Annotated in this window: 24 protein-coding genes and 3 pseudogenes; 13 read left to right on the forward strand and 14 right to left on the reverse strand. The window is 71.5% G+C overall.

All coding sequences use genetic code 11. The features are described 5' to 3' along the window. Positions 1-20: 20 nt before the first annotated feature. From IH13_RS0104665 to IH13_RS0104680, 4 genes and pseudogenes are all read left to right on the forward strand, one after another. Positions 21-1,418, forward strand: a pseudogene (locus tag IH13_RS0104665) (DEAD/DEAH box helicase); the annotation flags it as partial. Further along, positions 1,415-2,710 carry an SWIM zinc finger family protein gene (locus IH13_RS0104670; RefSeq protein ID WP_031081233.1) on the forward strand — a complete coding sequence of 432 codons (1,296 nt, stop codon included), beginning with the start codon at positions 1,415-1,417 and terminating at the stop codon, positions 2,708-2,710. The pseudogene IH13_RS0104665 and the gene IH13_RS0104670, both read left to right, overlap by 4 nt. Before the next feature lie 169 nt (positions 2,711-2,879). Beyond that, entirely contained in the window at positions 2,880-3,461 is a 582-nt protein-coding gene (locus IH13_RS0104675; protein WP_031081234.1) for an N-acetylmuramoyl-L-alanine amidase, read from the forward strand. 41 nt (positions 3,462-3,502) lie between these two features. Further along, positions 3,503-4,984 (forward strand): aminotransferase class I/II-fold pyridoxal phosphate-dependent enzyme, encoded by a 1,482-nt coding sequence (locus IH13_RS0104680; RefSeq protein ID WP_031081235.1) that lies wholly within the window; start codon positions 3,503-3,505, stop codon positions 4,982-4,984. Positions 4,985-4,996: 12 nt separating this feature from the next. Here IH13_RS0104680 and IH13_RS0104685 read toward each other — a convergent pair whose 3' ends face one another. The 13 genes from IH13_RS0104685 to IH13_RS0104745 form a co-directional block, all read right to left on the reverse strand. Beyond that, the gene (locus tag IH13_RS0104685) at positions 4,997-6,640 is read right to left on the reverse strand and encodes an MFS transporter (protein WP_031081236.1); all 1,644 of its coding nucleotides are present in this window, start codon (positions 6,638-6,640) and stop codon (positions 4,997-4,999) included. Between the two features lie 120 nt (positions 6,641-6,760). Next, complete coding sequence (locus IH13_RS0104690; RefSeq protein ID WP_110084969.1) at positions 6,761-7,375, reverse strand: lytic polysaccharide monooxygenase auxiliary activity family 9 protein; 615 nt, start codon at positions 7,373-7,375, stop codon at positions 6,761-6,763. Positions 7,376-7,545: 170 nt separating this feature from the next. Next, positions 7,546-7,701: a DUF6131 family protein gene (locus tag IH13_RS43835; RefSeq protein ID WP_199814600.1), complete on the reverse strand. Its 156-nt coding sequence runs from the start codon at positions 7,699-7,701 to the stop codon at positions 7,546-7,548. A gap of 218 nt (positions 7,702-7,919) precedes the next feature. Continuing rightward, on the reverse strand, positions 7,920-8,201 hold the full coding sequence (locus tag IH13_RS0104700; protein ID WP_031081238.1) for a gas vesicle protein K: 282 nt from the start codon (positions 8,199-8,201) through the stop codon (positions 7,920-7,922). Further along, entirely contained in the window at positions 8,198-8,425 is a 228-nt protein-coding gene (locus IH13_RS0104705) for a gas vesicle protein (protein ID WP_031081239.1), read from the reverse strand. Before IH13_RS0104705 ends, IH13_RS0104700 begins: the two co-directional genes overlap by 4 nt. A 3-nt stretch (positions 8,426-8,428) precedes the next feature. Continuing rightward, positions 8,429-9,247, reverse strand: coding sequence for a GvpL/GvpF family gas vesicle protein (locus IH13_RS0104710; protein WP_031081240.1), 819 nt, complete (start codon positions 9,245-9,247; stop codon positions 8,429-8,431). Beyond that, positions 9,244-9,603, reverse strand: coding sequence for a gas vesicle protein (locus IH13_RS0104715; RefSeq protein ID WP_031081241.1), 360 nt, complete (start codon positions 9,601-9,603; stop codon positions 9,244-9,246). Before IH13_RS0104715 ends, IH13_RS0104710 begins: the two co-directional genes overlap by 4 nt. Then, complete coding sequence (locus tag IH13_RS0104720) at positions 9,600-10,760, reverse strand: SRPBCC family protein (RefSeq protein ID WP_031081243.1); 1,161 nt, start codon at positions 10,758-10,760, stop codon at positions 9,600-9,602. The genes IH13_RS0104715 and IH13_RS0104720 overlap by 4 nt, the downstream gene beginning before the upstream one ends. A 5-nt stretch (positions 10,761-10,765) precedes the next feature. Next, a complete protein-coding gene (locus IH13_RS43320; protein WP_031081245.1) occupies positions 10,766-11,752 on the reverse strand; it encodes a hypothetical protein in 987 nt (328 codons plus the stop codon). Positions 11,753-11,760: 8 nt separating this feature from the next. Next, positions 11,761-12,033, reverse strand: coding sequence for a gas vesicle protein GvpG (locus tag IH13_RS0104730; RefSeq protein WP_031081247.1), 273 nt, complete (start codon positions 12,031-12,033; stop codon positions 11,761-11,763). Position 12,034: 1 nt separating this feature from the next. Then, a complete protein-coding gene (locus IH13_RS0104735) occupies positions 12,035-12,784 on the reverse strand; it encodes a GvpL/GvpF family gas vesicle protein (RefSeq protein ID WP_031081249.1) in 750 nt (249 codons plus the stop codon). A 3-nt stretch (positions 12,785-12,787) separates the two neighbouring features. Continuing rightward, entirely contained in the window at positions 12,788-13,246 is a 459-nt protein-coding gene (gene gvpJ / locus IH13_RS0104740; RefSeq protein ID WP_031081250.1) for a gas vesicle protein GvpJ, read from the reverse strand. Positions 13,247-13,282: 36 nt separating this feature from the next. After that, a complete protein-coding gene (locus IH13_RS0104745; RefSeq protein ID WP_031081251.1) occupies positions 13,283-13,603 on the reverse strand; it encodes a gas vesicle protein GvpO in 321 nt (106 codons plus the stop codon). 127 nt (positions 13,604-13,730) lie between these two features. On the opposite strand from IH13_RS0104745, the gene IH13_RS0104750 reads away from it, so the two are divergent. The 9 genes and pseudogenes from IH13_RS0104750 (at position 13,731) to IH13_RS0104785 (ending at position 20,965) form a co-directional block, all read left to right on the forward strand. Next, positions 13,731-14,174 (forward strand): hypothetical protein, encoded by a 444-nt coding sequence (locus IH13_RS0104750; RefSeq protein ID WP_031081254.1) that lies wholly within the window; start codon positions 13,731-13,733, stop codon positions 14,172-14,174. A 2-nt stretch (positions 14,175-14,176) separates the two neighbouring features. Continuing rightward, positions 14,177-15,196: a PHP domain-containing protein gene (locus IH13_RS0104755; RefSeq protein ID WP_031081256.1), complete on the forward strand. Its 1,020-nt coding sequence runs from the start codon at positions 14,177-14,179 to the stop codon at positions 15,194-15,196. A gap of 98 nt (positions 15,197-15,294) precedes the next feature. Continuing rightward, on the forward strand, positions 15,295-16,257 hold the full coding sequence (locus tag IH13_RS0104760) for an iron-containing redox enzyme family protein (RefSeq protein ID WP_031081258.1): 963 nt from the start codon (positions 15,295-15,297) through the stop codon (positions 16,255-16,257). Positions 16,258-16,348: 91 nt separating this feature from the next. Continuing rightward, complete coding sequence (locus IH13_RS0104765; RefSeq protein WP_031081259.1) at positions 16,349-17,035, forward strand: HemK2/MTQ2 family protein methyltransferase; 687 nt, start codon at positions 16,349-16,351, stop codon at positions 17,033-17,035. After that, positions 17,019-17,189 (forward strand): annotated as a pseudogene (locus IH13_RS45495) (CDGSH iron-sulfur domain-containing protein); the annotation flags it as partial. The gene IH13_RS0104765 and the pseudogene IH13_RS45495, both read left to right, overlap by 17 nt. Before the next feature lie 40 nt (positions 17,190-17,229). Further along, positions 17,230-18,120 (forward strand): SDR family oxidoreductase, encoded by an 891-nt coding sequence (locus IH13_RS0104770; protein ID WP_031081261.1) that lies wholly within the window; start codon positions 17,230-17,232, stop codon positions 18,118-18,120. 35 nt (positions 18,121-18,155) lie between these two features. Continuing rightward, a complete protein-coding gene (locus IH13_RS0104775; RefSeq protein WP_031081262.1) occupies positions 18,156-18,821 on the forward strand; it encodes an HAD family hydrolase in 666 nt (221 codons plus the stop codon). Positions 18,822-18,907: 86 nt separating this feature from the next. Continuing rightward, complete coding sequence (locus IH13_RS0104780) at positions 18,908-19,345, forward strand: SRPBCC family protein (protein ID WP_031081264.1); 438 nt, start codon at positions 18,908-18,910, stop codon at positions 19,343-19,345. Between the two features lie 3 nt (positions 19,346-19,348). Continuing rightward, on the forward strand, positions 19,349-20,965 hold the full coding sequence (locus IH13_RS0104785) for a phytoene desaturase family protein (RefSeq protein WP_031081267.1): 1,617 nt from the start codon (positions 19,349-19,351) through the stop codon (positions 20,963-20,965). Between the two features lie 43 nt (positions 20,966-21,008). Here IH13_RS0104785 and IH13_RS42050 read toward each other — a convergent pair. Then, positions 21,009-21,349, reverse strand: a pseudogene (locus IH13_RS42050) (hypothetical protein); the annotation flags it as partial.

Here is a 21,349-nt window from a genome sequence, read left to right on the forward strand (position 1 = left end):
AGAGATGTGTATAAGAGACAGACTACCAGCTGCGCGGACTGAACTGGCTGCACACCATGGCGTCGCTGGGGCTCGGCGGCTGCCTCGCGGACGACATGGGGCTCGGCAAGACCATCACCCTCATCGCTCTCCATCTCCACCGTCAGGGTCTCGGGCCGGCTGCTGGTCCGACCCTCGTGGTGTGCCCGACGTCCCTGATGGGCAACTGGCAGCGGGAGATCGAGAAGTTCGCCCCGGGCACGCCCGTCCGCCGCTTCCACGGCGCGTCACGGTGTCTCCAGGGCGTCGCTGACGGCGAGTTCGTCCTGACCACCTACGGCACCATGCGCCTGGACGCGGCCCGGCTCGCGCGGACGCCCTGGGGCCTGGTCGTCGCGGACGAGGCCCAGCACGTCAAGAACCCGCACTCGGCGACCGCGAAACAGCTGCGGACGATCGGCGGGCGGGCGCGTGTCGCGCTCACCGGCACCCCCGTGGAGAACAACCTCTCGGAGCTGTGGGCGATCCTCGACTGGACCACCCCCGGGCTGCTCGGCCGCCTGGGGACGTTCCGTGACCGGTACGCCAGCGCGGTGGAGGGCGGCGACGACCCGGCCGCCGCCGAACGGCTGGCCTCGCTCGTCCGCCCGTTCCTGCTCCGCCGTCGCAAGTCCGACCCGGGCATCGCCCCGGAGCTGCCGCCCAAGACGGAGACGGACCGCGCGGTCTCCCTCACCGCGGAGCAGACCGGCCTGTACGAGGCGGTGGTGCGGGAGACGCTGGCGGAGATCTCCGCCGCCGACGGCCTCACGCGCCGCGGACTCGTCATGAAGCTGCTCACCGCGCTCAAGCAGATCTGCAACCACCCTGCGCAGTACCTGAAGGAGGAGGACCCCCGGATCGCGGACCGGTCGGGGAAGGTCGAGCTGCTGGACGAGCTGCTCGACACGATCCTGGCAGAGGGCGCGAGCGTCCTGGTGTTCACCCAGTACGTGCGGATGGCACGGCTGCTGGAGCGGCATCTGGCCACGCGCGGAGTGCGGACCCAGTTCCTGCACGGGGGCACCCCGGTGGCCGAGCGGGAAGCCATGGTGAGCCGCTTCCAGGCGGGTGAGGCCCCGGTGTTCCTGCTGTCCCTGAAGGCCGCGGGTACGGGGCTCAACCTGACCCGGGCCGGTCATGTGGTGCACTTCGACCGCTGGTGGAACCCGGCGGTGGAGGCCCAGGCCACCGACCGCGCGTACCGGATCGGTCAGACGCAGCCGGTGCAGGTGCACCGGCTGATCGCCGAGGGGACCGTCGAGGACCGGATCGCCGGGATGCTGGCACGCAAGCAGGGGCTGGCGGACGCGGTGCTCGGCACCGGGGAGAGCGCGCTGTCGGAACTGACGGACGCGGAACTGGCCGATCTGGTCGCACTTCGAGGGGGAGCACGATGAACGACGGCCTCGACGAACCGGAGCGTACGTTCGCCGCGATGTCTCCCGCGCCGGGACGCGGTTTCGCGTCGTCCTGGTGGGGGCGGGCGTGGCTGAAGGCGCTGGAGGAGACCGCGCTGGACGGCCGGCAGCTCAAACAGGGACGCCGGCTGGCCCGGGAGGGCCGGGTGGGCGCGGTCTCGGTCCGGCCCGGCCGGATCACGGCCGTCGTCCAGGAGCGCGATGCGACGGTGCACCGCAGCGACGTGCTGCTCCAGCGCCTGAGCGAGGAGGAGTGGGACCGCTTCCTGGACATGGCGTCCGAACGGTCCGGGCACATCGCGGCGTTGCTCGACCGGGAGATGCCCACCCACCTGGTGGAGGACGCGGCGGCTGCCGGGGTCCACCTGCTTCCCGGGATCGGGGACCTGGAGCCCGAGTGCGCCTGCGAGGCGTGGGACCACTGCGCCCATACGGGAGCCCTGTGCTACCAGGTGGCGCGGCTGCTGGACCACGATCCGTTCGTCCTGCTGCTGTTGCGGGGCCGGTCGGAGCGGCGGCTGCTCGACGAGCTGCAGGCGCGCAGCGCCGCCCGGGTCCTCCGTGAACCCCAGGACGGCAGGAGGGTGCCCGCCGGTCCGCCGGCCGGCGTCCGGGCCGACGAGGCGTTCGCGGCGCGGGACATCCTGCCGCCGCTGCCCGCTCCCCCTCCGCTGCCCCCGTCGCCGGGCTCTCCCCCGTCGCTGGACACGGAGGCCGCTCCGGCGGCGGACGTGGATCCCGCGGCGCTGGAGGTACTGGCGGCGGACAGCGCGGTTCGCGCCTTCGCGATGCTGGCGGACGCCCTGTCAGACCGTCACGCACTGCGTCCTCCGGCTCCGGAGCCGACCCCGGACCAGGACGCCGTACGGCTGGCCGTCGCGGCCCGGTCCGACGCGCGCGTCCTGGCCCGCATCGCCAGCACCTCGGGACGGCAGCATGCCGACCTCGACGCCGCCGTGTCGGCCTGGCGGTACGGCGGGGCCGCGGCGCTGGCCGTGTACGACGAGAAATGGACACCCGACCCGCGGGAACTCGCACGGGCCCGGGCGCGGCTCGCCGCCGCCTGGGAGGACGGCGAGAGCCCCCGGCTGAGGCAGGCGCACAACCGCTGGACCGTGGTGGGCGCCGACGCGCAGCTGCGGTACGGCCGGGAGGGTCGCTGGTGGCCCTACCGCAGGGAGCGGGGCCGCTGGGTCCCGGCCGGACCGGCGGACGACGATCCGGCGGCCGCGCTGGCCGGCGTCCCGGCCGGCCCGTCGGCGGAGGTCTGAGGGGACGGGGCGGGGCGGGCCGTGCGCGGCTCAGCCCCCGCCGCCGTCTTCCGCCGCCCGCGTCACGGCCGTACGGTGGGGCGGCCCGGAACCGGACGACGCGGTCCGGAGTACGGACACCGCCCAGCAGGCGCGACCTCGGTCGCCCTCCCCCACGACAGGAGTACCGATGCACCGCAGGAGACTTCTTCAGGGCGCCGCGGTCACGGCCACCGCGGCGCTGTTACCCGCCTCGGTCCGCGCCGTGGCCGCCTCCACGGCCGACACGGACTACGCCCTGGCCCACTCGGCCCCGGCGTCCACCTCCAACTACACGGCGTCGGACCGCCCTTCCGCCTACCCGGTCGACTTCGTCGTCATCCACGTCGCCCAGGAGACGTTCACCGACACCGTGAACATCTTCAAGAACCCGGCCAAACAGGTGTCCGCCCATTACGTGGTGCGCTCGGGGGACGGGTACGTCGCCCAGTGCGTGCGTGAGAAGGATGTCGCCTGGCACGCCGGCAACTGGGACTACAACACCCGCAGCATCGGCATCGAGCACGAGGGCTGGGTGGACCAGCCCTCGTACTTCACCCATGCCATGTACGAGCAGTCGGCCCGGCTCACGGCGGACATCTGCGACCGGCACGGTCTGCCCAAGGACCGAGCCCACATCATCGGCCACCACGAGGTTCCCGGCAGCGACCACACCGACCCGGGGGTGAACTGGGACTGGGTGCGCTACGTACGCCTGGTGAACCTGCTGTGACGTCCTGATTGGCCCGGGGCCGGCGGGGGAAGGCGTCGCACATGCGCATGGATCACACGCAAGCGCCCGTACTGGAAGCACTCGCCGCATACCAGGAGAGGAAGCAGCTCGGCTTCTCGCCGCCGGGGCACAAACACGCCCGGGGCGCCGCACCGGAGGTGCGTGCCGTCCTGGGCGACGCCGTGTTCCTCGGCGACGTCCTCGCCAGCGGTGGCCTGGACGACCGCAGGACACGCTCGGGGGTCCTCCAGCGGGCCGAGGAGCTGATGGCGGACGCCGTTCACGCGGAGCACACCTTCTTCTCCACCTGCGGCAGCTCCCTCTCCGTCAAGGCGGCCATGCTCAGCGTGGCCTGGCACGGTGAGAAGCTCCTGGTCGGCCGGGACGCCCACAAGTCGGTGGTGGCGGGTCTGATCCTCTCCGGGATCGAGCCCGTCTGGATCGACCCGCAGTGGGACGCCGAACGGCACCTGGCCCACGCCCCGTCGGCGGAGGCGTACGAGCAGGCGTTCCAGGAGCACCCGGATGCCCGGGGCGCCCTGGTGACGAGTCCGACCCCGTACGGTTCCACCGCCGACCTGGCGGCCATCGCCGAGGTGTGCCACCGCCGAGGCCGACCCCTGGTCGTCGACGAGGCGTGGGGCGCGCATCTGCCCTTCCACCCCGGCCTGCCGTCCTGGGCCATGGACGCGGGGGCGGACGTCTGTGTCACCAGCATCCACAAAATGGGCAGCGGCCTGGAGCAGGGCTCGGTCTTCCACCTCCAGGGCGACCTCGTCGACCACGACACGCTGGCCTCGCGCGCGGACCTGCTGGGCACGACGAGCCCCTCGGTACTGCTGTACGCGGGCATCGACGGCTGGCGCCGCCAGATGGTCTCGGACGGCCAGGCCCTGCTGACCGGAGCGCTGGACCTCGCGGCCAGGGTCCGGCAGGAGATCGAGGGCATCGGCGGTATGCACGTCAACGACCGTGCCGACTTCTGCGGGCCCGGCGCGGGCGAGGACTTCGACCCGCTGCCGGTCGTCATCGACATCACCGGGCTCGGCACCTCCGGCTACCGGGCGGCCGACTGGCTGCGGGAGAACCACCACATCGACCTGCACCTGGTCGACCACCGCAGGATCAGCGCGCAGCTCACCCACGCCGACGACGCGGAGACGGCCGGGCGCCTGCTCACCGCCCTGCGTGAGCTGGCCGGCACCGCGCATTCGCTCGGCTCCGGTCCGGAGATGGTGATCCCCTCCCCCGCCGAGCTGAGGCAGCCCCAGGTGTGTCTGCCACGCGACGCCTACTTCTCGGCCGTCGAGGACATCCCGGTCGAGGAGGCGGTGGGGCGGGTCGCCGCCGAAATGGTGACCCCGTATCCACCGGGCATCCCTGCCGTCGTGCCCGGCGAGCGGCTGACCGAGCCGGTTCTGCGTTACCTGCTCACGGGGATCGAGGCGGGGATGAACGTCCCGGACCCCGCCGACCCCCGGCTGCGCACGGTCCGTGTCTGCGCCGACGGCGAGGGCCCCTGAGACCGGTCGCCGTCAGCTCCCGGGCGGTTCCCTGCCGCTGCGCGGACCGCGCTCGTGGGCGCCCCCAAAGGCCCCCGGCCGGTCCGCTCCGCCGGGCTCGGATGCCGGTTCGGCCTCGGGCACCACGGCTCCGCCCCGCAACCGCTCCAGGTCCGACGCGCGCACCTGGACCACGAACAGGGCCACCAGTGCGGCGACGATCGCGAACACGACGGCGACGACGAAGGCGGTCGACACCCCCGAGGCCAGCACATGGTCGCTCCACGGGTGCGGGAGCTGCCGGGTCCGCCGGAACGCGAGTTGCTGTGCGGGGGTCGCCTGGGACAGGAAGCGGGGGATCTGGTCGGTGGCCTCGTTGCGGCTGGCCGTACCGAACACGGTGACCAGGATCGACAGCCCGAGGGAACCGCCCACCTGCTGCGATGCGTTGAGGAGCCCGGACGCCGCCCCCGCCTCCCGGGGCACCACGCCGGAGACGGCCATCAGGGTCAGGGACACGAACTGCATGCCCATACCGGTTCCGAAGACGAGGATCGGTCCGAGGATGCTCCCCGCGTACGTGCTGTGGGCGTCGGCGCGCGAGAGCCACGCCAGTCCGCCCGCGACGAGGATCGCGCCGGTCACCATGAACGGCTTCGGGCCCCACCTGGGCAGCAGCCGTGAGGCGAATCCGGCGCTGACGGCGACGAGCACGCTCACGGGGAGGAAGGCGAGGCCGGCGCGCAGGGGGCTGAAGCCCAGGACGTTCTGTACGAACAGGGTGAGGAAGAAGAACATCCCGAACATCGCCGCGGCGAGGCAGAGCATCATCCCGTACGCCCCGGCGCGGTTGCGGTCACGGAACATCCGCAGGGGCGTGATGGGCTGCTTCGACCGGCGTTCCACCGCGATGAAGAGGGCGAGGAAGACCACGGCCCCCACGAACGCCGCGATGGTCAGCGGGTTGCTCCAGCCGTCCTCCGACGCACGGATGAAGCCGTAGACGAGCAGCACCATGCCGAGCGTGGACATAAGGGCGCCCAGGAGGTCGAAATTCCCCGGGTGGCGTTCGGACTCCCGGATGTGGCGCGGAGTCGCCAGGGCGATGAGTACGCCGATGGGGACGTTGACGAAGAGGACCCATCGCCAGTCGAGCCACTCCACGAGCACCCCGCCCGCCAGCAGACCGATCGCGCTGCCGCCCGCCGACACGGCGGCGAACACCCCGAACGCCCTGTTCCGCTCAGGGCCCTCACCGAAGTTGGTGGTGATGAGCGAGAGGGCCGTCGGGGACGCGATCGCGCCACCGATCCCTTGCAGGGCCCGCGCGGCGAGCAACTGCCAGGATTCCTGCGAGAGTCCGCCGAGCAGCGAGGCCAGCACGAAGAGCAGGACTCCGAAGATGAAGACCCTCCGGCGCCCGAGGATGTCTCCGAGCCGCCCGCCGAGCAGAAGGAGCCCACCGAACGTCAGGGTGTAGGCGTTGACCACCCAGGACAGGTTCTCGGTCGAGAACCCCAGGGCTCTCTGCATGTGCGGCAGAGCGATGTTCACGATGGTGACGTCGAGGACCACCATCAGCTGGCACGAGGCGATGACGAGCAGAGCGATTCCCTTGCCGTGGCCCCGCTCCGGGGTGCCGGCAGTTCGTGGGGACGCCGCTTGGGATTCGGTCATGGCATGCACGCGATTCCGCGGATGAGGGAGTGGTTCATTTCCGCTCATCCGACGGTAGGTCCCGCCCGTCCACCCAGCGAATCGATCACCGCGGGCCGGTGGCGGGCGGGACCGCCACGATCAGCCGAAGTTCACGTCACTGCACAGGAAGTACGTCTGGTCCATGTGCGACGCCTGCCAGATCGTGTAGACGACGTGGCGGCCGCTGTAACCCGACGTGCTCACAGGGATCTCGTAGGCCTGGCCGGGCCCGTAGCGTCCGGTCTCGGCGACCAGTTCGAGGGCGCTCCAGGTGAGGGGCTGGGCGGTGGGGTCGAAGCCCTGCTCGGTGACGTACACCTGGAAGTAGTCGGCGCCGTGGCCGGCCTGGTCCTCCAGCCTCACGGTGAAGTCGTCGGCGACGTCCGTGGTCCGCCAGGCGCCCACGGTGTCCAGCGCGTCGTACCGGCCACTCTCGGTCCGGCCGCCGCTGCACAGCTGCCCGTCGGGGATCACGGCCGGGAAGTTGCCGGCGGACTCGTTGCGGTACAGGCCGTTCCAGTTCCACATGGCGTTCGGATCGGCCTGCCACGCCTGCCAGCACATCGGGTCTTCCTGCGCCATGGCCGGGTTCTGGAAGTCACTGCCCCAGCGGAGCCAGCAGCCGTAGTTGCGGGAGGCCGGGTCGACGACGGAGCCGTGTGCCTGGGCCGTACCCGTCCACGGCAGCAGACAGAGCGCGGCGGCCAGGAACACGCCGCCCAGCCGTGTCAGCCAGCCGGGTAATTTGATGGGGGCATGACAAATTATGTGCGATCTCCATCCGCAGCGAGGGAATCACTGGTGGCGTGGGAGCGCTCCCGCGCCATCAGGGCTCTGCCCCGCCGCACACGCCTCAAACCTCACGGCGGCGACCCGTCCGGCGGTCACCAGTAGTGCCGACGGCCCCCGATCGCGTGGCCCAGTGCCCCCAGGAGCCACAAGGCGGCTCCGACGGCCAGCAGGATGATGCCGATCGTCCACAACACACCGATACCGGCCACCAGGCCGATGACAAGGAGGATCAATCCGACGATGATCATGGCTTCCTCCGCCCGTACAGCCCTCGGCATTCCGAAGACATCTACGAGGATAGACCCGTTCAGGACCGTTATGGGAGTAAATGTTCCGGTGGTAGAAGAGGTGCACAAGAGGTGCACCCATGAAGGCACAGGACGCCGGCCCGGGCGGGCCCGGCCCGAGGACCGGACCGGCGGACGCCGCGCGGGCATTCCCGCCGGCACCGTCCGTCCGGTCCCCGTCAGTCGCGCGGCAGCAAGGTTCCGAGGGGACCGAGGTCGAGGTTCAGGTCTTCCGGGCGCACTCCGTGCTGCTCGCACAGCTCGGCCATCCGCTGGTCGAGCAGCATGAGCGTGGTACCGATCTCGTCGACCTGCTGGTCGGTGAGGTCGCCCTGATCGATACGGCGGATGGCCTGGCGTTCCATCAGCTGCCGCAGCAACTCGACCACGGTCAGGACCAGGGCGACCAGGTCCCGCCCGAGCGCGTCGCGGTCCACGTCGACTCTGGAAGGCGTCGTCACAGGGGGCCTCCGTCCGCCCACGGTGCGGGGATACGCTCGCTGACCGATGACAGCAGGGCGTGGAGCGAGAGCCGTACGAGGGGTACGTCCGCGATGGCGATCACCAGGTCACCGCTGATCACCACGCCGGTCGCCAGGACGCGGTCGAGCAGGTCGACGAGCGGCACCCCGATGGGGCCGGTCAAGGGTTCCGGATTGTCCCAGGGGACGACGTCGTGGGACATCCGCTACACCTCGCCGACGAAGGAGTACGGCACCCAGGGCCCGGACAGTTCGATCCGCGCCCCGGTGCTCTCCCGCAGCCTCCGGGTCAGCGTGCCGAGTTCGGCCTCGCCGGCTTTCGGCACCAGATAGGTGGCGTTCAGGACCTGTACCCGGGGGTCTCCGGCAAGCTCCGGGGCGTGCGGCCGAAGCCTGCGGGCCGCGGCGGCCACCTTCCGGAACTCCGCGTCCACCGCCTCGGCGGTGCGGATCGCTTCGTCCTGCCGCTGGTTGCGCCTCGCCTGCATCCCGCGCTTGCGTTCCAAGTAGGCCAGTCCTGCCCCGGGGGCAGGACTGGCCGCCCGATCGGCCGGGACGGAAGGCGCCGGCCCGGTCGGCTCCGGGGCCGCGGACCCGGCCGAGTACACCTTCACGCCCCACTCCGCGTGGCCGGCCGTGCGCTCCAGCACGGCCCGGAAACGTGCTGTCTCCTCGGCCAGCGCCGAACGGGCCCGCTGCTCCCCGTGGTAAAGCGTGGCCAGCGGCAGGGGGACCACGGGGCCGTGCTCGGCCGCCGCCGAGACCACGTGGTGGTGGGCGCGCGCGTACCGTTCGAGCTGGGGCCGGTCGGACAGCCGGGCCTGCCAGGCCTCTTCGGTGAAGTCGGCGGCACGGACGGTCTGGACGACGGCGGTCAGCTCCCCGAACGGCAGCGTGCGTACGGCTTCCCCACCGGGTACGCCCGGCAGGCCCGTGAACCCCGCGGGGGCACGGGTGCCGCAGACGGCGAAAACGTAGAGGGCGTCGGCGTCGGTCGACGAGGGCTCGGCTGTCCGCTGCGTCATGTGGCTCGTCTCTCCTTCTCCGTCGGAGCCGGTGCGTCGTCGGCGTCGGCCTCAAGCGCGGCCAGGCGCTCGCGCAGGTCCCGGTTCTCGTCCAGGAGCGCGTTGCGGGCGGCGTGGGAACTGAGCGCCGGGTCGGTCTCCCACCAGTCGATCCCGGCCTTCTTCGCCGTGTCGACGGACGCGACGAACAGGCGCAGCCGGATGGTGAGCAGTTCGATGTCGAGCAGGTCGATCTTGATGTCACCTGCGATGACGATGCCCTTGTCCAGGACGCGCTCGAGGATGTCGGCGAGATTGGAGGCCGGAGGGCCGGGGACCGGGTAAGCGGTCTCCGTCAGGTAGGCGGACTCGGTCACGACCGCCTCCGGCGGCGCCTCGACCGGGGTTCGGGATCCTCGTCCTCTTCTTCCTGGCCCTCGTCGTCGTCCTCGTCGTCCTCGTCGTCCTCCTCCTCTTCGTCGTCGGGCTCCTCCTCGTCCTCGTCCTCGTCCTCGTATCCTTCGTCGCCCTCCTCGTCTTCTTCCTCGGGTTCTTCCTCGTCCTCCTCGTCGCCTTCCTCGTCCTCTTCCTCGGGTTCTTCCTCGTCCCCCTCGTAGTCGTCCTCGTCCTCCTCCGGCTGTTCGTCCTCCTCGGAGCCTTCGGAGTCCTCGGCTTCTTCCCTCTCCACCGCTTCCTCGTGCGTCACCACGACCTCGCCGTCACGGATCTCGCCGCGCCAGCCCTCCGGCTCGTCCTCGGTGAGTGTGACGAAGCGCTGGAAGTGCTTGAAGTCCAGTCGCATGCGACGACCCTGGGCGCGCCACAGGTTGCCGGTCTTCTCGAAGAAGCCCGAGGGGTAGTACTCCACGACGAGAACGATCCGTGTCAGGCTCGGGGCCAGTTCGTGGAAGCTGACCACACCCTTGGTGGAGCCCTTGGCTCCTTCCGACGTCCAGACGATGCGGTCGTCCGGGATCTGTTCCTGAACCGTCGCCTTGAAGCTGCGTGAGGAGAAGGCGATCTTGACCTTCCAGTCGCTCTCCATCTCGTCGCTCTTCGAGACGTTCTGGACGCCCTTGGCGAAGTCGTTGAACTTGTCGTACTGCGTCCAGTAGTCGTACGCGTCGCGGAGGGGCACCCCTACGTCGAGCACCTCGATGATGCTGGTGACCTTGGGGCTGCCCGGCTTGCGGCTTTCTCCCCCACTCTCGTTCCCTCCCCCTCCTTCCTCTCCGCCCCCTCCTCCGAACGCGCCCTTGGCCTTGCCCATGACACTGTCCTTGACGCCTTTCGCCTTCTCCGAGATGAAGGCCTTCGCCGGTGATTCCCCCTTGAGCAGTCGGGAGGCGATGGCGGGCAACTGACCGCCGTTCTCCGCGACATCCGTCAACTGGCCGGTGAGATCGGTGAGCTTCCCGCCGGCCTTCTCCGCGATCTTCTCCACCTGGGCGCTGAGGAAGTTCGACGCTTCCCCGCGCAGCCGGTCCATGCCCGACTCCGCCGCTCCCGACTCGTCCTTGTCCGTCCTGGCCATGCTCACTACCTCCGGCGTTCGGAGCGCTTGGACGCGGCTCGTTTGGATGACGTCGACTTCTTGGCCGAAGAATTGGTCTTCTTGGCCGCGGACTTCTTGGCGGGTGCCGTCTTCTTCGGCGGCGCCTTCTTCGCAGCAGCCTTCTTCGCAGGGGCCTTCTTGGCGGGGGGCGCCTTCTTGGCCGGGGCCTTCTTCGCGGGGGCCTTCTTCGCCGGAGGCGCCTTCTTGGCCGGCGTCTTCTTGGCCGGGGCCTTCTTCGCGGCGGCCTTCCGGGCATCGGGCTGATTGCCCCCAGATTCCTTCTTGGCGGGGGCCTTCTTCGCGGGGGCCTTCTTCGCCGGAGGCGCCTTCTTCGCAGCGCGCCTCCGGCCGCGCTCACCGCCGCCCTCCGACCCACCGGACGAGTCCGTGCGGGGCCCCGAGCGCCTGCGCGGCCGCGGCTCCTCCTCCACGGCTTCGTCCTCTTCCTCCTCTTCAGGCTCGTCCTCGCCCTCTTCCTCTTCCTCTCCCTCGTCCTCCGGCCCCTCCTCGTCCTCGCCCCTGCCCTCCTGGTCCTCCTCGTCAGGTTCTTCCTCGTCCGGTTCTTCCTCGTCCTCGTCCTCCTCGTCCTCCCCCTCCGGCTCCTCCTCTTCGTCGTACTCGTCCTCCGGCTCCCCCTGGTCCTCCGGCTCCTCACCGCCGCCGGTCAACCGCGCCGTGCGGTCGCTGAGCGCGTCGGCCAGTGAGCTCATGCCACGGTCGGCGGCTGCGGTCAGCGCCTTGCGGCCCGACTCGAGGACCTCGCCCTTCAGCTGTTCCTGCAGAGCGGCGAACTGGGGCACCTCCCCGAGCCTGCGCATCCCCTCGGCGGCGAGCTGACGCGGTTCGAGGCCGAACCGCCTGCCTGCCAGATAGGTCGCGAGGGTGAGAGCCATCCGCCCCTTCTTGGTACGGCCCAGTACGTATCCGCCGACCAGCGCAGCCGCCAGAGTCACCTTGGTCTGATCTTCCATGAGTCCAGTCACCTTCGATCGTTCGGTGCGGGGCGTCCACGGGCGGCGGACCGGAGCTGGGCGACGTGCAGCCTTTCGAGCAGCTGCTCCTCTTCCCGCTCGAACTCCGCCGCGCTGACGTTTCCGCTTTCGAATTCCTCGTTCAGTGCGACGAGTTGAGCCCGTAGCACACCGGGGTCGTGAAGCTCCCGGTCGGCGCAGTCGTTGACCTTCTCGGCCACCCAGGCCACGCCTCGGACGGGCGCGAGGGGAAGCAGAAGAATGCCGCTGATCAGTCCCACGTCAGCCACCCGCCGCCGGCACCCGGCCGCGCCTCGGGGCGACGAAGCTGTAGCAGGGCAGCGGCCCGGCGATACGGAGCTCGACGTGCCCGCGATGGGAGTCGGCGAGCTTCCGCGCCTCCGTCCTGAAGTGTTCGCCCAGATGCCGGTCGACGAGAAAGGACACGTTCAGCGCGCACCCCTCGACCTCTGGCCCCGCAGCGGCTTCGCGGGCCAGCGGGGTGAGTGCCTGCATGATCTTCTGCCCGGCCTCCGCGGCCCTGCGGGCGAGTGCGGCGGCGACGGCCTGGCCCAGCCGGACGTTCGCCTCGTAGCCGGGTCGGCGGCGGACTTCGTCCCGCAGCCTCCGTACCTGCTTCTCCTCGGCCACGACGGCGGCGAGCGCCTCCTGGGCGGGGAGGGCCTTGACATTGATCTCGACGCCGTCGGAGAGGTGCCGCAGGGCGGCGAGGTGGCTCTTCCGTGCCCCGGTCAGCTCTCCGCGCACCGTCTCCTCGTCCGGGGCGACCACGCCGAACCGCATGGGCAGTACCGGACAGGTGTCGGCGAGACGCAGCAACAGCTCCTGATGCGCCATCAGGTCGCGCCGCCTGGCCCGCAGTTGCGGCGGCGCGTCGCTCACCACAGCGGCGACCGGGCCCTCGTCGAGCAGTCGCAGCGGAGCGGGCGGGGCACCCACTCCCAGAGCAGGGCTCGGCAGCGGCGTGCCCTGGGGGATGATCGCGTAGACGTACACTCCGCTCGCGGTCACGGCTCACGCCTCCACGCGGCGGCGCTTGGCGGACGTGCCCTGGCGTGCCGGTGCCCGGCGCTTCCTGGGCCGTTCCTCCTGCTCGTCGGCGTCCTCGTCGGACTCGTCACCGGCGCCGACGACACTGCGGACCGTGTCACCCACGGACTCGGCGGCCTTGCGCACCTTCCGCTTGCCGACGGCCCTGGCCGCGCCGCCGCCGAACAGCTCGGGGACGGTGGTGCTGCGCGAGTCCCGTTCCAGGTCGAGGCGGTTGCACGCCTCGGCGAAACGCAGATACGTGTCCACGCTCGCCACCACGATGCGGGCGTCTATCTTGAGGATCTCGATGCCGACCAGCGAGACCCTGATGAACACATCGATGACCATGCCCCGGTCGAGGATGAGTTCGAGAACGTCGTAGAGGGTGCCGGCCCGCGGAGCACACGGGACGACTTCGTCGGCGTACATGGTCGGGGTCATGGAGCGTCCTTCCGGGAGAGGGGGTGACAGCAGGGATCACTCGTCGGCGGCGCCGCGCCGGTAGCGGCGGACCCTGCTGTACTCCAGGAGCTCGCCGCCCTCGTCCAACTGCACCTCGTAGGAGGCGAGGAGGCTGGTGGTGTCGGGGATGCGCGGGACTTCGAGCACGTCCACCACGACGTGCCAGCCGTGCTCACCGCGCCGTACCGCGGAGACGCCCTCCGTGCGGTGGCCGATGAGCCCTTCCAGGCCCCGGCAGGCGGCGCGGGCGGCCTGCTCGGGGCCTTGCCGGGACGGGCGGCGGGAGGGGGCCGCCTTCTTCGCGTGCCCGGTGCGGGCGCGTGTTTTCTCTGCCATGGGATCCAGTCTGGTGACGGTGGGGGTCCGCGCATCTCGAGCGGACCCGGGGCCTCGGGCCCGCCACTCACCCCATCGGTCCGCCGACGGGGCGCGGTCGGCCCGCGCGGGGTGCACAGTCGTAGGCATGGCTGAGACACGCGACGAGACCGGGGCCGGGGACGGACACGAGCGCCCGCCGGGGGTCGGCGACACCACGGTGGAGGCCGTCGGCGCCTTGACGGAGGCACTGGAGACGGTGGAGCGGGCCCGCGGCCACCTCTACGCGTTCCACCAGCTCACGGGCCACGCAGACCTGACGCTGGACCGGGCCGTGGAGCTGCTCCGCATGGCCGGGCACGCGCGGCAGGCCGATGCCGTGGAGCACGAGATCCTGGGCCGCAACGTCATCCCGGGCTGTTGGACCTATCAGGTCGTGGAGGCGTACGACGCCACCTACTACCGGCCGTTCATGGAGGTGGAGGGCGAGGTGCGGAGGGAGCTCGTGGCGGGGCGCCGGCATCTGTACGAGGCCGAGATGAAGGAGGCCCGGCGGACGCACGGGCACCCCGACCACACGCCCCGGCCCTGACGGTGGACGCGGTCACGGCGCTGCGGCGCATCGCCTTCCTGCTGGAGCGGTCGCAGGCGGCCACCTACCGGGTGAAGGCGTTCCGTACGGCCGCGGCGGCCGTCGAGGAGATGGGCGCCGGCGAACTCGCGGACCGGGTGGCGCACGGCTCGCTGGAGGCGGTGCGCGGGATCGGTCCGCGTACGGCGGAGGTGATCAGGGAAGCGGGTTCCGGGGCCGCTCCGCGGTACCTGGAGCGGTTGGAGCGGGAAGCGTCCGAGCCACTCACCCAGGGGGGTGAGGCGTTGCTGGCCGCGATGCGCGGGGACTGCCACACCCACTCCGACTGGTCCGACGGGGGAAGCCCCGTCGAGGAGATGGGAAGGGCCGCGGCGGAGCTCGGGCACGCCTGGACCGTGCTCACCGACCACTCCCCGCGGCTGACCGTCGCGAACGGGCTGTCGCCGGAGCGGCTGCGCCGCCAACTGGACGTCGTGGCGGAGCTCAACGAGCGCTGGGCACCGTTCCGTCTGCTCACCGGGATCGAATGCGACATCCTCCTGGACGGATCGCTCGACCAGGAGCCCGGCCTCCTGGAGCGTCTCGACGTGGTCGTCGTCTCCGTCCACTCGAAACTGCGCATGGGCCGGGAGGAGATGACGAAGCGGCTGCTCGCCGCCGTGCGCCATCCGCACGCGGACGTGCTCGGCCACTGCACGGGGCGGCTGGTGAGCGGTCGGGGACGCCCGGAATCGCAGTTCGACGCGGAGGCGGTGTTCGCCGCGTGCGCGGAGTCGGGCACCGCGGTGGAGATCAACTGCCGGCCCGAGCGGCTCGATCCGCCCCGCGCACTCATCCGGCAGGCGCTCTCGGCCGGTGCTCTCTTCTCGATCGACACCGACGCCCACGCCCCGGGGCAGCTGGACTGGCAGATCTACGGGTGCGCGCGGGCCGAGGAGTGCGGTGTCCCGCCCGAGCGTGTCGTCACCACGTGGACGGCCGACCGGTTGCTGGCCTGGACCCGGGGCGAGAATGCGCCCTAGACGTCCCACTCCGTCCGAAAGGTCGGGTCGGGGCTACCGGCGTACAGTCGGTCCCGATGCCTGTGTGGTTTTCTCCTTTCACGGGGCAGGAGCGGCTCATGTCCGATGAACACGACGGCCCTGAACTTCCGATGGAGCGCGGGGCGCTCTCCGCGGGTGTGATCGCCCACCTGCGGGGCACCGGGGCTCTTCCCGACCCGGGTGACGCCCAGGACGCCGATCCCTACGGTGACGACCTGCAGCTCGCGCTGTACGTCTGTTACGAACTGCACTACCGGGGTTTCGCCGGTGTGCGGCCCGAGCTGGAATGGGATCCGCCCCTGCTCGCCGTACGCGCGGCGTTGGAGCAGCGCTTCCTGGAGGCCCTGCGGCGCGACGCCGCCCCGGCCGGCCCGCTGGACGACGTGCTGGCGGAGTTGCAGGTGGAGCCGGTGCACGGGAGCGGGGTCTCGTGGTTCCTGCAGGAGCGGGGCGAGCTGCGGCACCTGCGCGCGTACGCCGTCCAGCGTTCCCTGTACCACCTCAAGGAGGCCGATCCGCATGCCTGGGTCCTGCCGAGGCTGAGCGGGAGGGCCAAGGCCGGGATGGCGGCGATCGAGTACGACGAGTTCGGGGCGGGGCGGGCGGACCGCGTCCACGCGCGGCTGTTCGCGGACCTGATGTCCGATCTGGGACTGGACACCGCCTACGGCCGGTACCTCGACGAGGGCTGCGCCGCCATGTTGGCGCTGGTCAACCTGATGTCCCTGTTCGGGCTGCACCGGCGGTTGCGCGGTGCGCTCGTGGGGCACTTCGCCGCCGTCGAGATCACGTCCTCGCCGGCTTCCCGGCGCCTGGCCCGGGCCATGCAGCGGGCGGGGGCGGGGCCCGCGGCGGAGTTCTTCTACACCGAACACGTCGAGGCGGACGCCGTGCACGAACAGGTGGTGCGCCGGGAGGTCGTCGGCGGGCTGCTCGAACAGGAACCCGAGATGGCGGCAGACATCGCGTTCGGAGTGACGGCGACCGCCTTCGTGGAGGAGCGGCTGGGCGAGTGCCTGCTGGCCGACTGGCAGGGCTGAGGCACCGTACGCCCCCGTAAGTGGTGGCCGGACCCGGTCCGGCGGAGTCTTGAACCAGGCGTGTGAAACCACCCGTCGCAAGGAGTAGCGGATGTCCGCAGAAGTGATCGAGGAATCGACCCGTCCGGCCCGGTTGGTGACACTGCCCGGGGTCTACGCACCGCAGCACGACACCCAGCTGCTGATGGCAGCGGTGAACCACGAACAGATCGGCCCGGACACGGACGTCCTGGACCTCGGGACGGGCAGCGGGGCGCTCGCGCTGCACGCCGCCCAGCTCGGCGCGCGCGTCACGGCCGTGGACGTCGCCCGGCGGGCGGTGCTGACCGCGCGGCTGAACGCGCTGATCCGCAGGCGCCGGATCAGCGTGCACCGCAGCGATCTCCTCTCGGCGCTGCCCGGCAGGTCCTACGACCTGGTCATCTGCAATCCGCCCTACGTCCCCTCCCCGCTCGGCGCGCTTCCCCGGCACGGCGCCGCGCGGGCCTGGGACGCGGGGTGCGACGGACGGGCGGTCCTGGACCGGGTCTGCGACACCGCTCCGGCGGCCCTGCGCCCGGGGGGCCGTCTGCTGATGGTGCACTCCGGACTGTGCGACAGCGGCACGACGGTGCGCCGGCTCACCGAGGCCGGGCTGCTCGCCACGGTCACCGAACGGGCCCGTGTGCCACTGGGCCCCGTCCTCCGGTCCCGGCTGCGGTGGCTGAGGGAGACGGGGCTGATGGACGAGGAAGAGACGACCGAGGAGTTGGTGGTCATCCGTGCCGAACAGCCCTGAACGCCCCCGCCGGATCCGACTGGCCGACGAGGGACCGCTGCTGGTCGAGGGGCCCGTGGAGGTCGTGGGCGCCGACGGCCGGGTGGCCGTGTCGGACCGGTTCGTCGTGGCGCTGTGCACCTGCCGGCGGAGCCGGATGTACCCGTGGTGCGACACCAGCCATCGACGCCGTACCCAGCGTGAGGAGAACAGCCATGCCGAACGAGACCGGAAAGCCCCAGGATCCGACGACGGCACACCCCCGGCCCGACTTCCCCGGTCAGGAACAGGAACCTCCGGGCCGGACGGAGGCGATGGACCCGCGGCCCGACCACGGTGAGGACAGCTACCGGGGCAGCGGTCTCCTCGAAGGCCGCCGGGCCGTCATCACCGGTGGGGACTCAGGGATCGGCCGGGCCGTGGCGCTGGCCTACGCCCGCGAGGGCGCGGACGTCCTGTTCAGCCATCTGCCCGACGAGGAGGAGGACGCGCAGGAGACGACGCGTCTGATCGAGTCGGCGGGCAGGCGGGCGGTGGCGGTGGCGTGCGACATCCGTGACGAGCGGGAGTGCCGCGCCCTCGTGGAGAGGGCCGTGTCGGAGTTCGGGCGCATCGACGTCCTGGTCAACAACGCCGCGTTCCAGATGTCGCGGCCCGAGGGCATCTCGGCGATCTCCACCCAGCAGTTCGACCGGGTCGTCCGCACGAACCTGTACGGGATGTTCTGGCTGTGCAAGATGGCGCTGCCGCACATCCCGTCCGGCGGATCGGTCATCAACACCACCTCGGTACAGGCCTACAAGCCGAGTCCGCACCTGCTGGACTACGCGATGACGAAGGGCGCCATCGTCACGTTCACCCAGGGGCTGGCGCAGACGCTGGCCTCGGACGGGATCCGCGTGAACGCCGTCGCCCCGGGCCCGGTCTGGACCCCGCTGATCCCCGCCACCATGCCGGACACCACCGAGTTCGGGAAGCAGAGCCCTCTGGGGCGTCCGGCCCAGCCCGCCGAGCTGGCACCCGCGTACGTGTTCCTCGCCTCGTCCAGGGCGAGCTACATCACCGGCGAGATCATGAACGCCACCGGCGGCACACCGCTCCCCTGAGCCGGCGGCCGGCAGAGACAGAAAGGCGGAACCCCATGCCGCAAGCGGCCCTGTTCGACGTCGACGGCACGCTCGCCGACACCAATCACCTCCATGTCACCTGCTGGTGGGAGGCTTTCCGCCAGGCGGGGCACCGGGTGGCGATGTGTGACATCCACCGGGCCGTCGGGCTGGGCTCCGACGACCTGATCGCCCATCTGCTCGGCGACGACCGGGACCGGGACGAGGTCGCGCGGATCGGTGCCGCGCACAAGACGTTGTACGCCACCTACTTCGACCGGCTGGCCGCCTTCGAGGGTGCCGGGGACCTGTTGCGGGCCCTGGCCGGACGCGGTCGGCGCATCGTGCTGGCGACGTCCGCGAGCGGGGGCGAGCTGGCCGCCCTGCGGGCCGCCGTCGACGCGGATGACGTCATCACGGGCACGGCGAGCTCGGAAGACGTCTCGGAGGGCAAACCCGCGCCGGAACCCGTGGAGCACGCCCTGGAGATCGCGGGCGCTTCGGCCGCCGAAGCGGTGTTCGTGGGCGACTCCGTGTGGGACATGCGGGCGGCGTCGCGGGCCGGAGTGCCGGTCGTCGCACTGCTTTCGGGCGGCATCCCCCGGGACGACCTGGAGGAGGCCGGAGCGGCAGCGGTCTACCGGGACGTGGCCGATCTGCTCGCCCGTCTCGACAGCAGCCCGTTCGCCCGGGCCGAGTAGCACCCCCATGGCACGCCGGGCCCCCGGCGGCCACCACGACGAAAGGAGCGGCACGGCAGCCGCCATGCCGGAGCCGGAGGAGCCTCATGGCTGTACGGCATAAGCTGATCAGGAAGAGCCCGGCCGCTGTCTGGGCGGTGCTGTCCGACGGTGACAGTTACGACCGGTGGGTCGTAGGGCCGTCCGACTCCGAGCCGGCGGACGGCAGGTGGCCCGAGGTCGGTTCGACCCTGGTCTACACGGTGCGCATCGGCCCGTGTGAGCTCCACAACAAGACGGTCGTACGCCGTTGCGAGCCGCCCCGGATCCTGGAGCTGGAAGTGGACAGCGGACATCTGGGCACCGCACGGGTCGCCTTCGAGATCCGGCCCTGGGGAGAGAACACGCTGCTCCTCGTCGACGAACACCCGTTGCGGGGTGCGGGGGCGGCGCTGCACAACGTCGCCGTGGACGCGGTACTCCAGCTACGCCACCGGGCCATGCTCAACCGGCTGGCCAAGTACTGCGAAACCGGGGGGTGTTGAGCGATGCCGGATGCCGTGGTGATCGGAGCGGGGCCCAACGGACTGGTCGCCGCCAATCTGCTGGCCGACGCGGGCTGGACCGTGGAGGTGCTGGAGGCCCAGGACTCCCCGGGCGGGGCCGTACGTCATGACCGCGGCGTCGATCCGGCGTACGTCAATGACGTGTTCAGCGCGTTCTACCCACTGGCCGCCGCGTCACCGGTCCTCGCCGGGCTCCGGCTGCACGAACACGGGCTGCGGTGGAGCCACGCACCCCAGGTGCTGGCCCACCCGCTCGTCGACGGCCGGTGCGCCGTGCTGAGCCGGAGCGTCGAGGAGACCGCCCGGTCGCTGGAGGCCTTCGCCCCCGGAGACGGCGATTCGTGGCGGGCCCAGGTCGACGTCTGGGAGAAGGTGCGGGCTCCGCTGCTCGACGCGCTGTTCACTCCGTTCCCGCCGGTGCGCGCCGGTGCGCGGCTGGCCGCCGCCGTGCGCGGGGCGGGCGGTCTGCGCCTGGCCCGGACCATGCTGCTGCCCGTACGGCGGCTCGGCGAGGAGGAGTTCGGCGGGGAGGGCGGGCGGCTGCTGCTCGCGGGCAACGCCCTGCACGCGGATCTGGCGCCGGAGGCCGCGGGCAGCGGCGGCTTCGGCTGGCTGATGACGATGCTCGGTCAGACGTACGGTTTCCCCGTCCCGGTCGGCGGTTCCGGAGAGCTCACGTCCGCGCTGGTCCGGCGGCTGGAGAGCCGCGGCGGGACGCTGCGCTGCGGTGAGCGGGTGACCGGGGTGGTCGTACGCGGGGGCCGGGCGGTGGCCGTACGCACGGCCGGCGGGGAGACCGTGCCCGCGCACCGGGCCGTGCTGGCCGATGTGTCCGCCCCCGCGCTGTACGGCGAGCTGGTCGACGCGCGGCATCTGCCCGGGCAGCTCCTGGCGGATCTGCGCAGGTTCCAGTGGGACTACGCCACCTTCAAGGTCGACTGGGCGCTGGACGGGCCGGTGCCCTGGTCCGTCGAGGGGGCGGCGTCCGCAGGGACCGTCCATGTCGCGGACGGGGTCGACGCGCTCACCCGGTTCGCGTCGCAGCTCTCCATGGGGCAGGTGCCGGACCGGCCGTTCGCGCTGTTCGGGCAGATGACCACCGCCGACCGGACCCGGTCCCCGGGCGGTACCGAGTCCGCGTGGGCCTACACCCATGTGCCCGGCCGGGTCCGGGGGGACGCGGGGGAGGACGGCCTGACCGGGTCCTGGGACCGGCGGGAGGAGGAGGCGATGGCCGACCGGGTGGAGGCACAGGTCGAACGGATCGCCCCCGGGTTCCGCGCCCGCATCAAGGCCCGTCGCATCCTCTCCCCCACCACGCTGGAGAACCTCGACGCCAACCTCCGGGCCGGGGCGATCAACGGCGGGACGACCTCGCTCCACCAGCAGTTGGTATTCCGGCCGACGCCCGGCGCGGGCCGGCCGGAGACCCCGCTGAAGGGGCTCTACCTGGCTTCGGCCGCGGCGCATCCCGGCGGAGGGGTGCACGGGGCTCCGGGCGCCAACGCCGCGCGGGCGGCGCTGCGGGGCCATCGCCGGGGGCTCGTCTCGCACCTTCAGCGCGCCCTCGACCGGCCTCCCGAGCGCTCGTCGCCCTGACCGCCCCGGCCGGCCGGGGCGGTCAGGACCGCGTCCCGGCCGCTCAGCCCTCCGACCGCGGCCTGCTCCGCGTCACCCCGCGCAGCCTGCGCAGCGCCGCCTGCAGGCGTGGATGGCGCTCGTGGAGCTCGGCCGAGCGGCGGTCGAGTTCCTCGAAGATGCGCTCCGTGCGCTTGTCGATGTCCAGTTCGTCGAGGATGCGGTCCACCTCCGCGAGCAGGGCGCGGCGAGCCGCTCCTCGGCCTCCTCACCGCTGGCGGCGATCGGGGTCGTGATCATGACGGCGAAGCCCTCGATGGCATCGGACATGTGACCGAACAGTTCGCGGAGGGACACCGCCACGTCCTGAGGGAAGAGCTCCTCCTCGGTGCGCGCCTTGGCCAG

It is taken from the genome of Streptomyces sp. NRRL WC-3549, assembly GCF_000721935.1.
GTDB lineage: Bacteria > Actinomycetota > Actinomycetes > Streptomycetales > Streptomycetaceae > Streptomyces.

Bases quoted from the DNA above. Each gene is read 5' to 3' on its own strand.
- gvpJ (WP_031081250.1), bottom strand. From the start codon at position 13,246: ATGACCCCGACCATGTACGCCGACGAAGTCGTCCCGTGTGCTCCGCGG.
- IH13_RS0104670 (WP_031081233.1), top strand. From the start codon at position 1,415: ATGAACGACGGCCTCGACGAACCGGAGCGTACGTTCGCCGCGATGTCT.
- IH13_RS0104675 (WP_031081234.1), top strand. From the start codon at position 2,880: ATGCACCGCAGGAGACTTCTTCAGGGCGCCGCGGTCACGGCCACCGCG.
- IH13_RS43835 (WP_199814600.1), bottom strand. From the start codon at position 7,701: ATGATCATCGTCGGATTGATCCTCCTTGTCATCGGCCTGGTGGCCGGT.
- IH13_RS43320 (WP_031081245.1), bottom strand. From the start codon at position 11,752: ATGGAAGATCAGACCAAGGTGACTCTGGCGGCTGCGCTGGTCGGCGGA.
- IH13_RS0104710 (WP_031081240.1), bottom strand. From the start codon at position 9,247: ATGACGCAGCGGACAGCCGAGCCCTCGTCGACCGACGCCGACGCCCTC.
- IH13_RS0104785 (WP_031081267.1), top strand. From the start codon at position 19,349: ATGCCGGATGCCGTGGTGATCGGAGCGGGGCCCAACGGACTGGTCGCC.
- IH13_RS0104685 (WP_031081236.1), bottom strand. From the start codon at position 6,640: ATGACCGAATCCCAAGCGGCGTCCCCACGAACTGCCGGCACCCCGGAG.
- IH13_RS0104705 (WP_031081239.1), bottom strand. From the start codon at position 8,425: ATGTCCCACGACGTCGTCCCCTGGGACAATCCGGAACCCTTGACCGGC.
- IH13_RS0104765 (WP_031081259.1), top strand. From the start codon at position 16,349: ATGTCCGCAGAAGTGATCGAGGAATCGACCCGTCCGGCCCGGTTGGTG.
- IH13_RS0104780 (WP_031081264.1), top strand. From the start codon at position 18,908: ATGGCTGTACGGCATAAGCTGATCAGGAAGAGCCCGGCCGCTGTCTGG.
- IH13_RS0104680 (WP_031081235.1), top strand. From the start codon at position 3,503: ATGCGCATGGATCACACGCAAGCGCCCGTACTGGAAGCACTCGCCGCA.
- IH13_RS0104770 (WP_031081261.1), top strand. From the start codon at position 17,230: ATGCCGAACGAGACCGGAAAGCCCCAGGATCCGACGACGGCACACCCC.
- IH13_RS0104720 (WP_031081243.1), bottom strand. From the start codon at position 10,760: ATGGCCAGGACGGACAAGGACGAGTCGGGAGCGGCGGAGTCGGGCATG.
- IH13_RS0104760 (WP_031081258.1), top strand. From the start codon at position 15,295: ATGTCCGATGAACACGACGGCCCTGAACTTCCGATGGAGCGCGGGGCG.
- IH13_RS0104750 (WP_031081254.1), top strand. From the start codon at position 13,731: ATGGCTGAGACACGCGACGAGACCGGGGCCGGGGACGGACACGAGCGC.
- IH13_RS0104745 (WP_031081251.1), bottom strand. From the start codon at position 13,603: ATGGCAGAGAAAACACGCGCCCGCACCGGGCACGCGAAGAAGGCGGCC.
- IH13_RS0104775 (WP_031081262.1), top strand. From the start codon at position 18,156: ATGCCGCAAGCGGCCCTGTTCGACGTCGACGGCACGCTCGCCGACACC.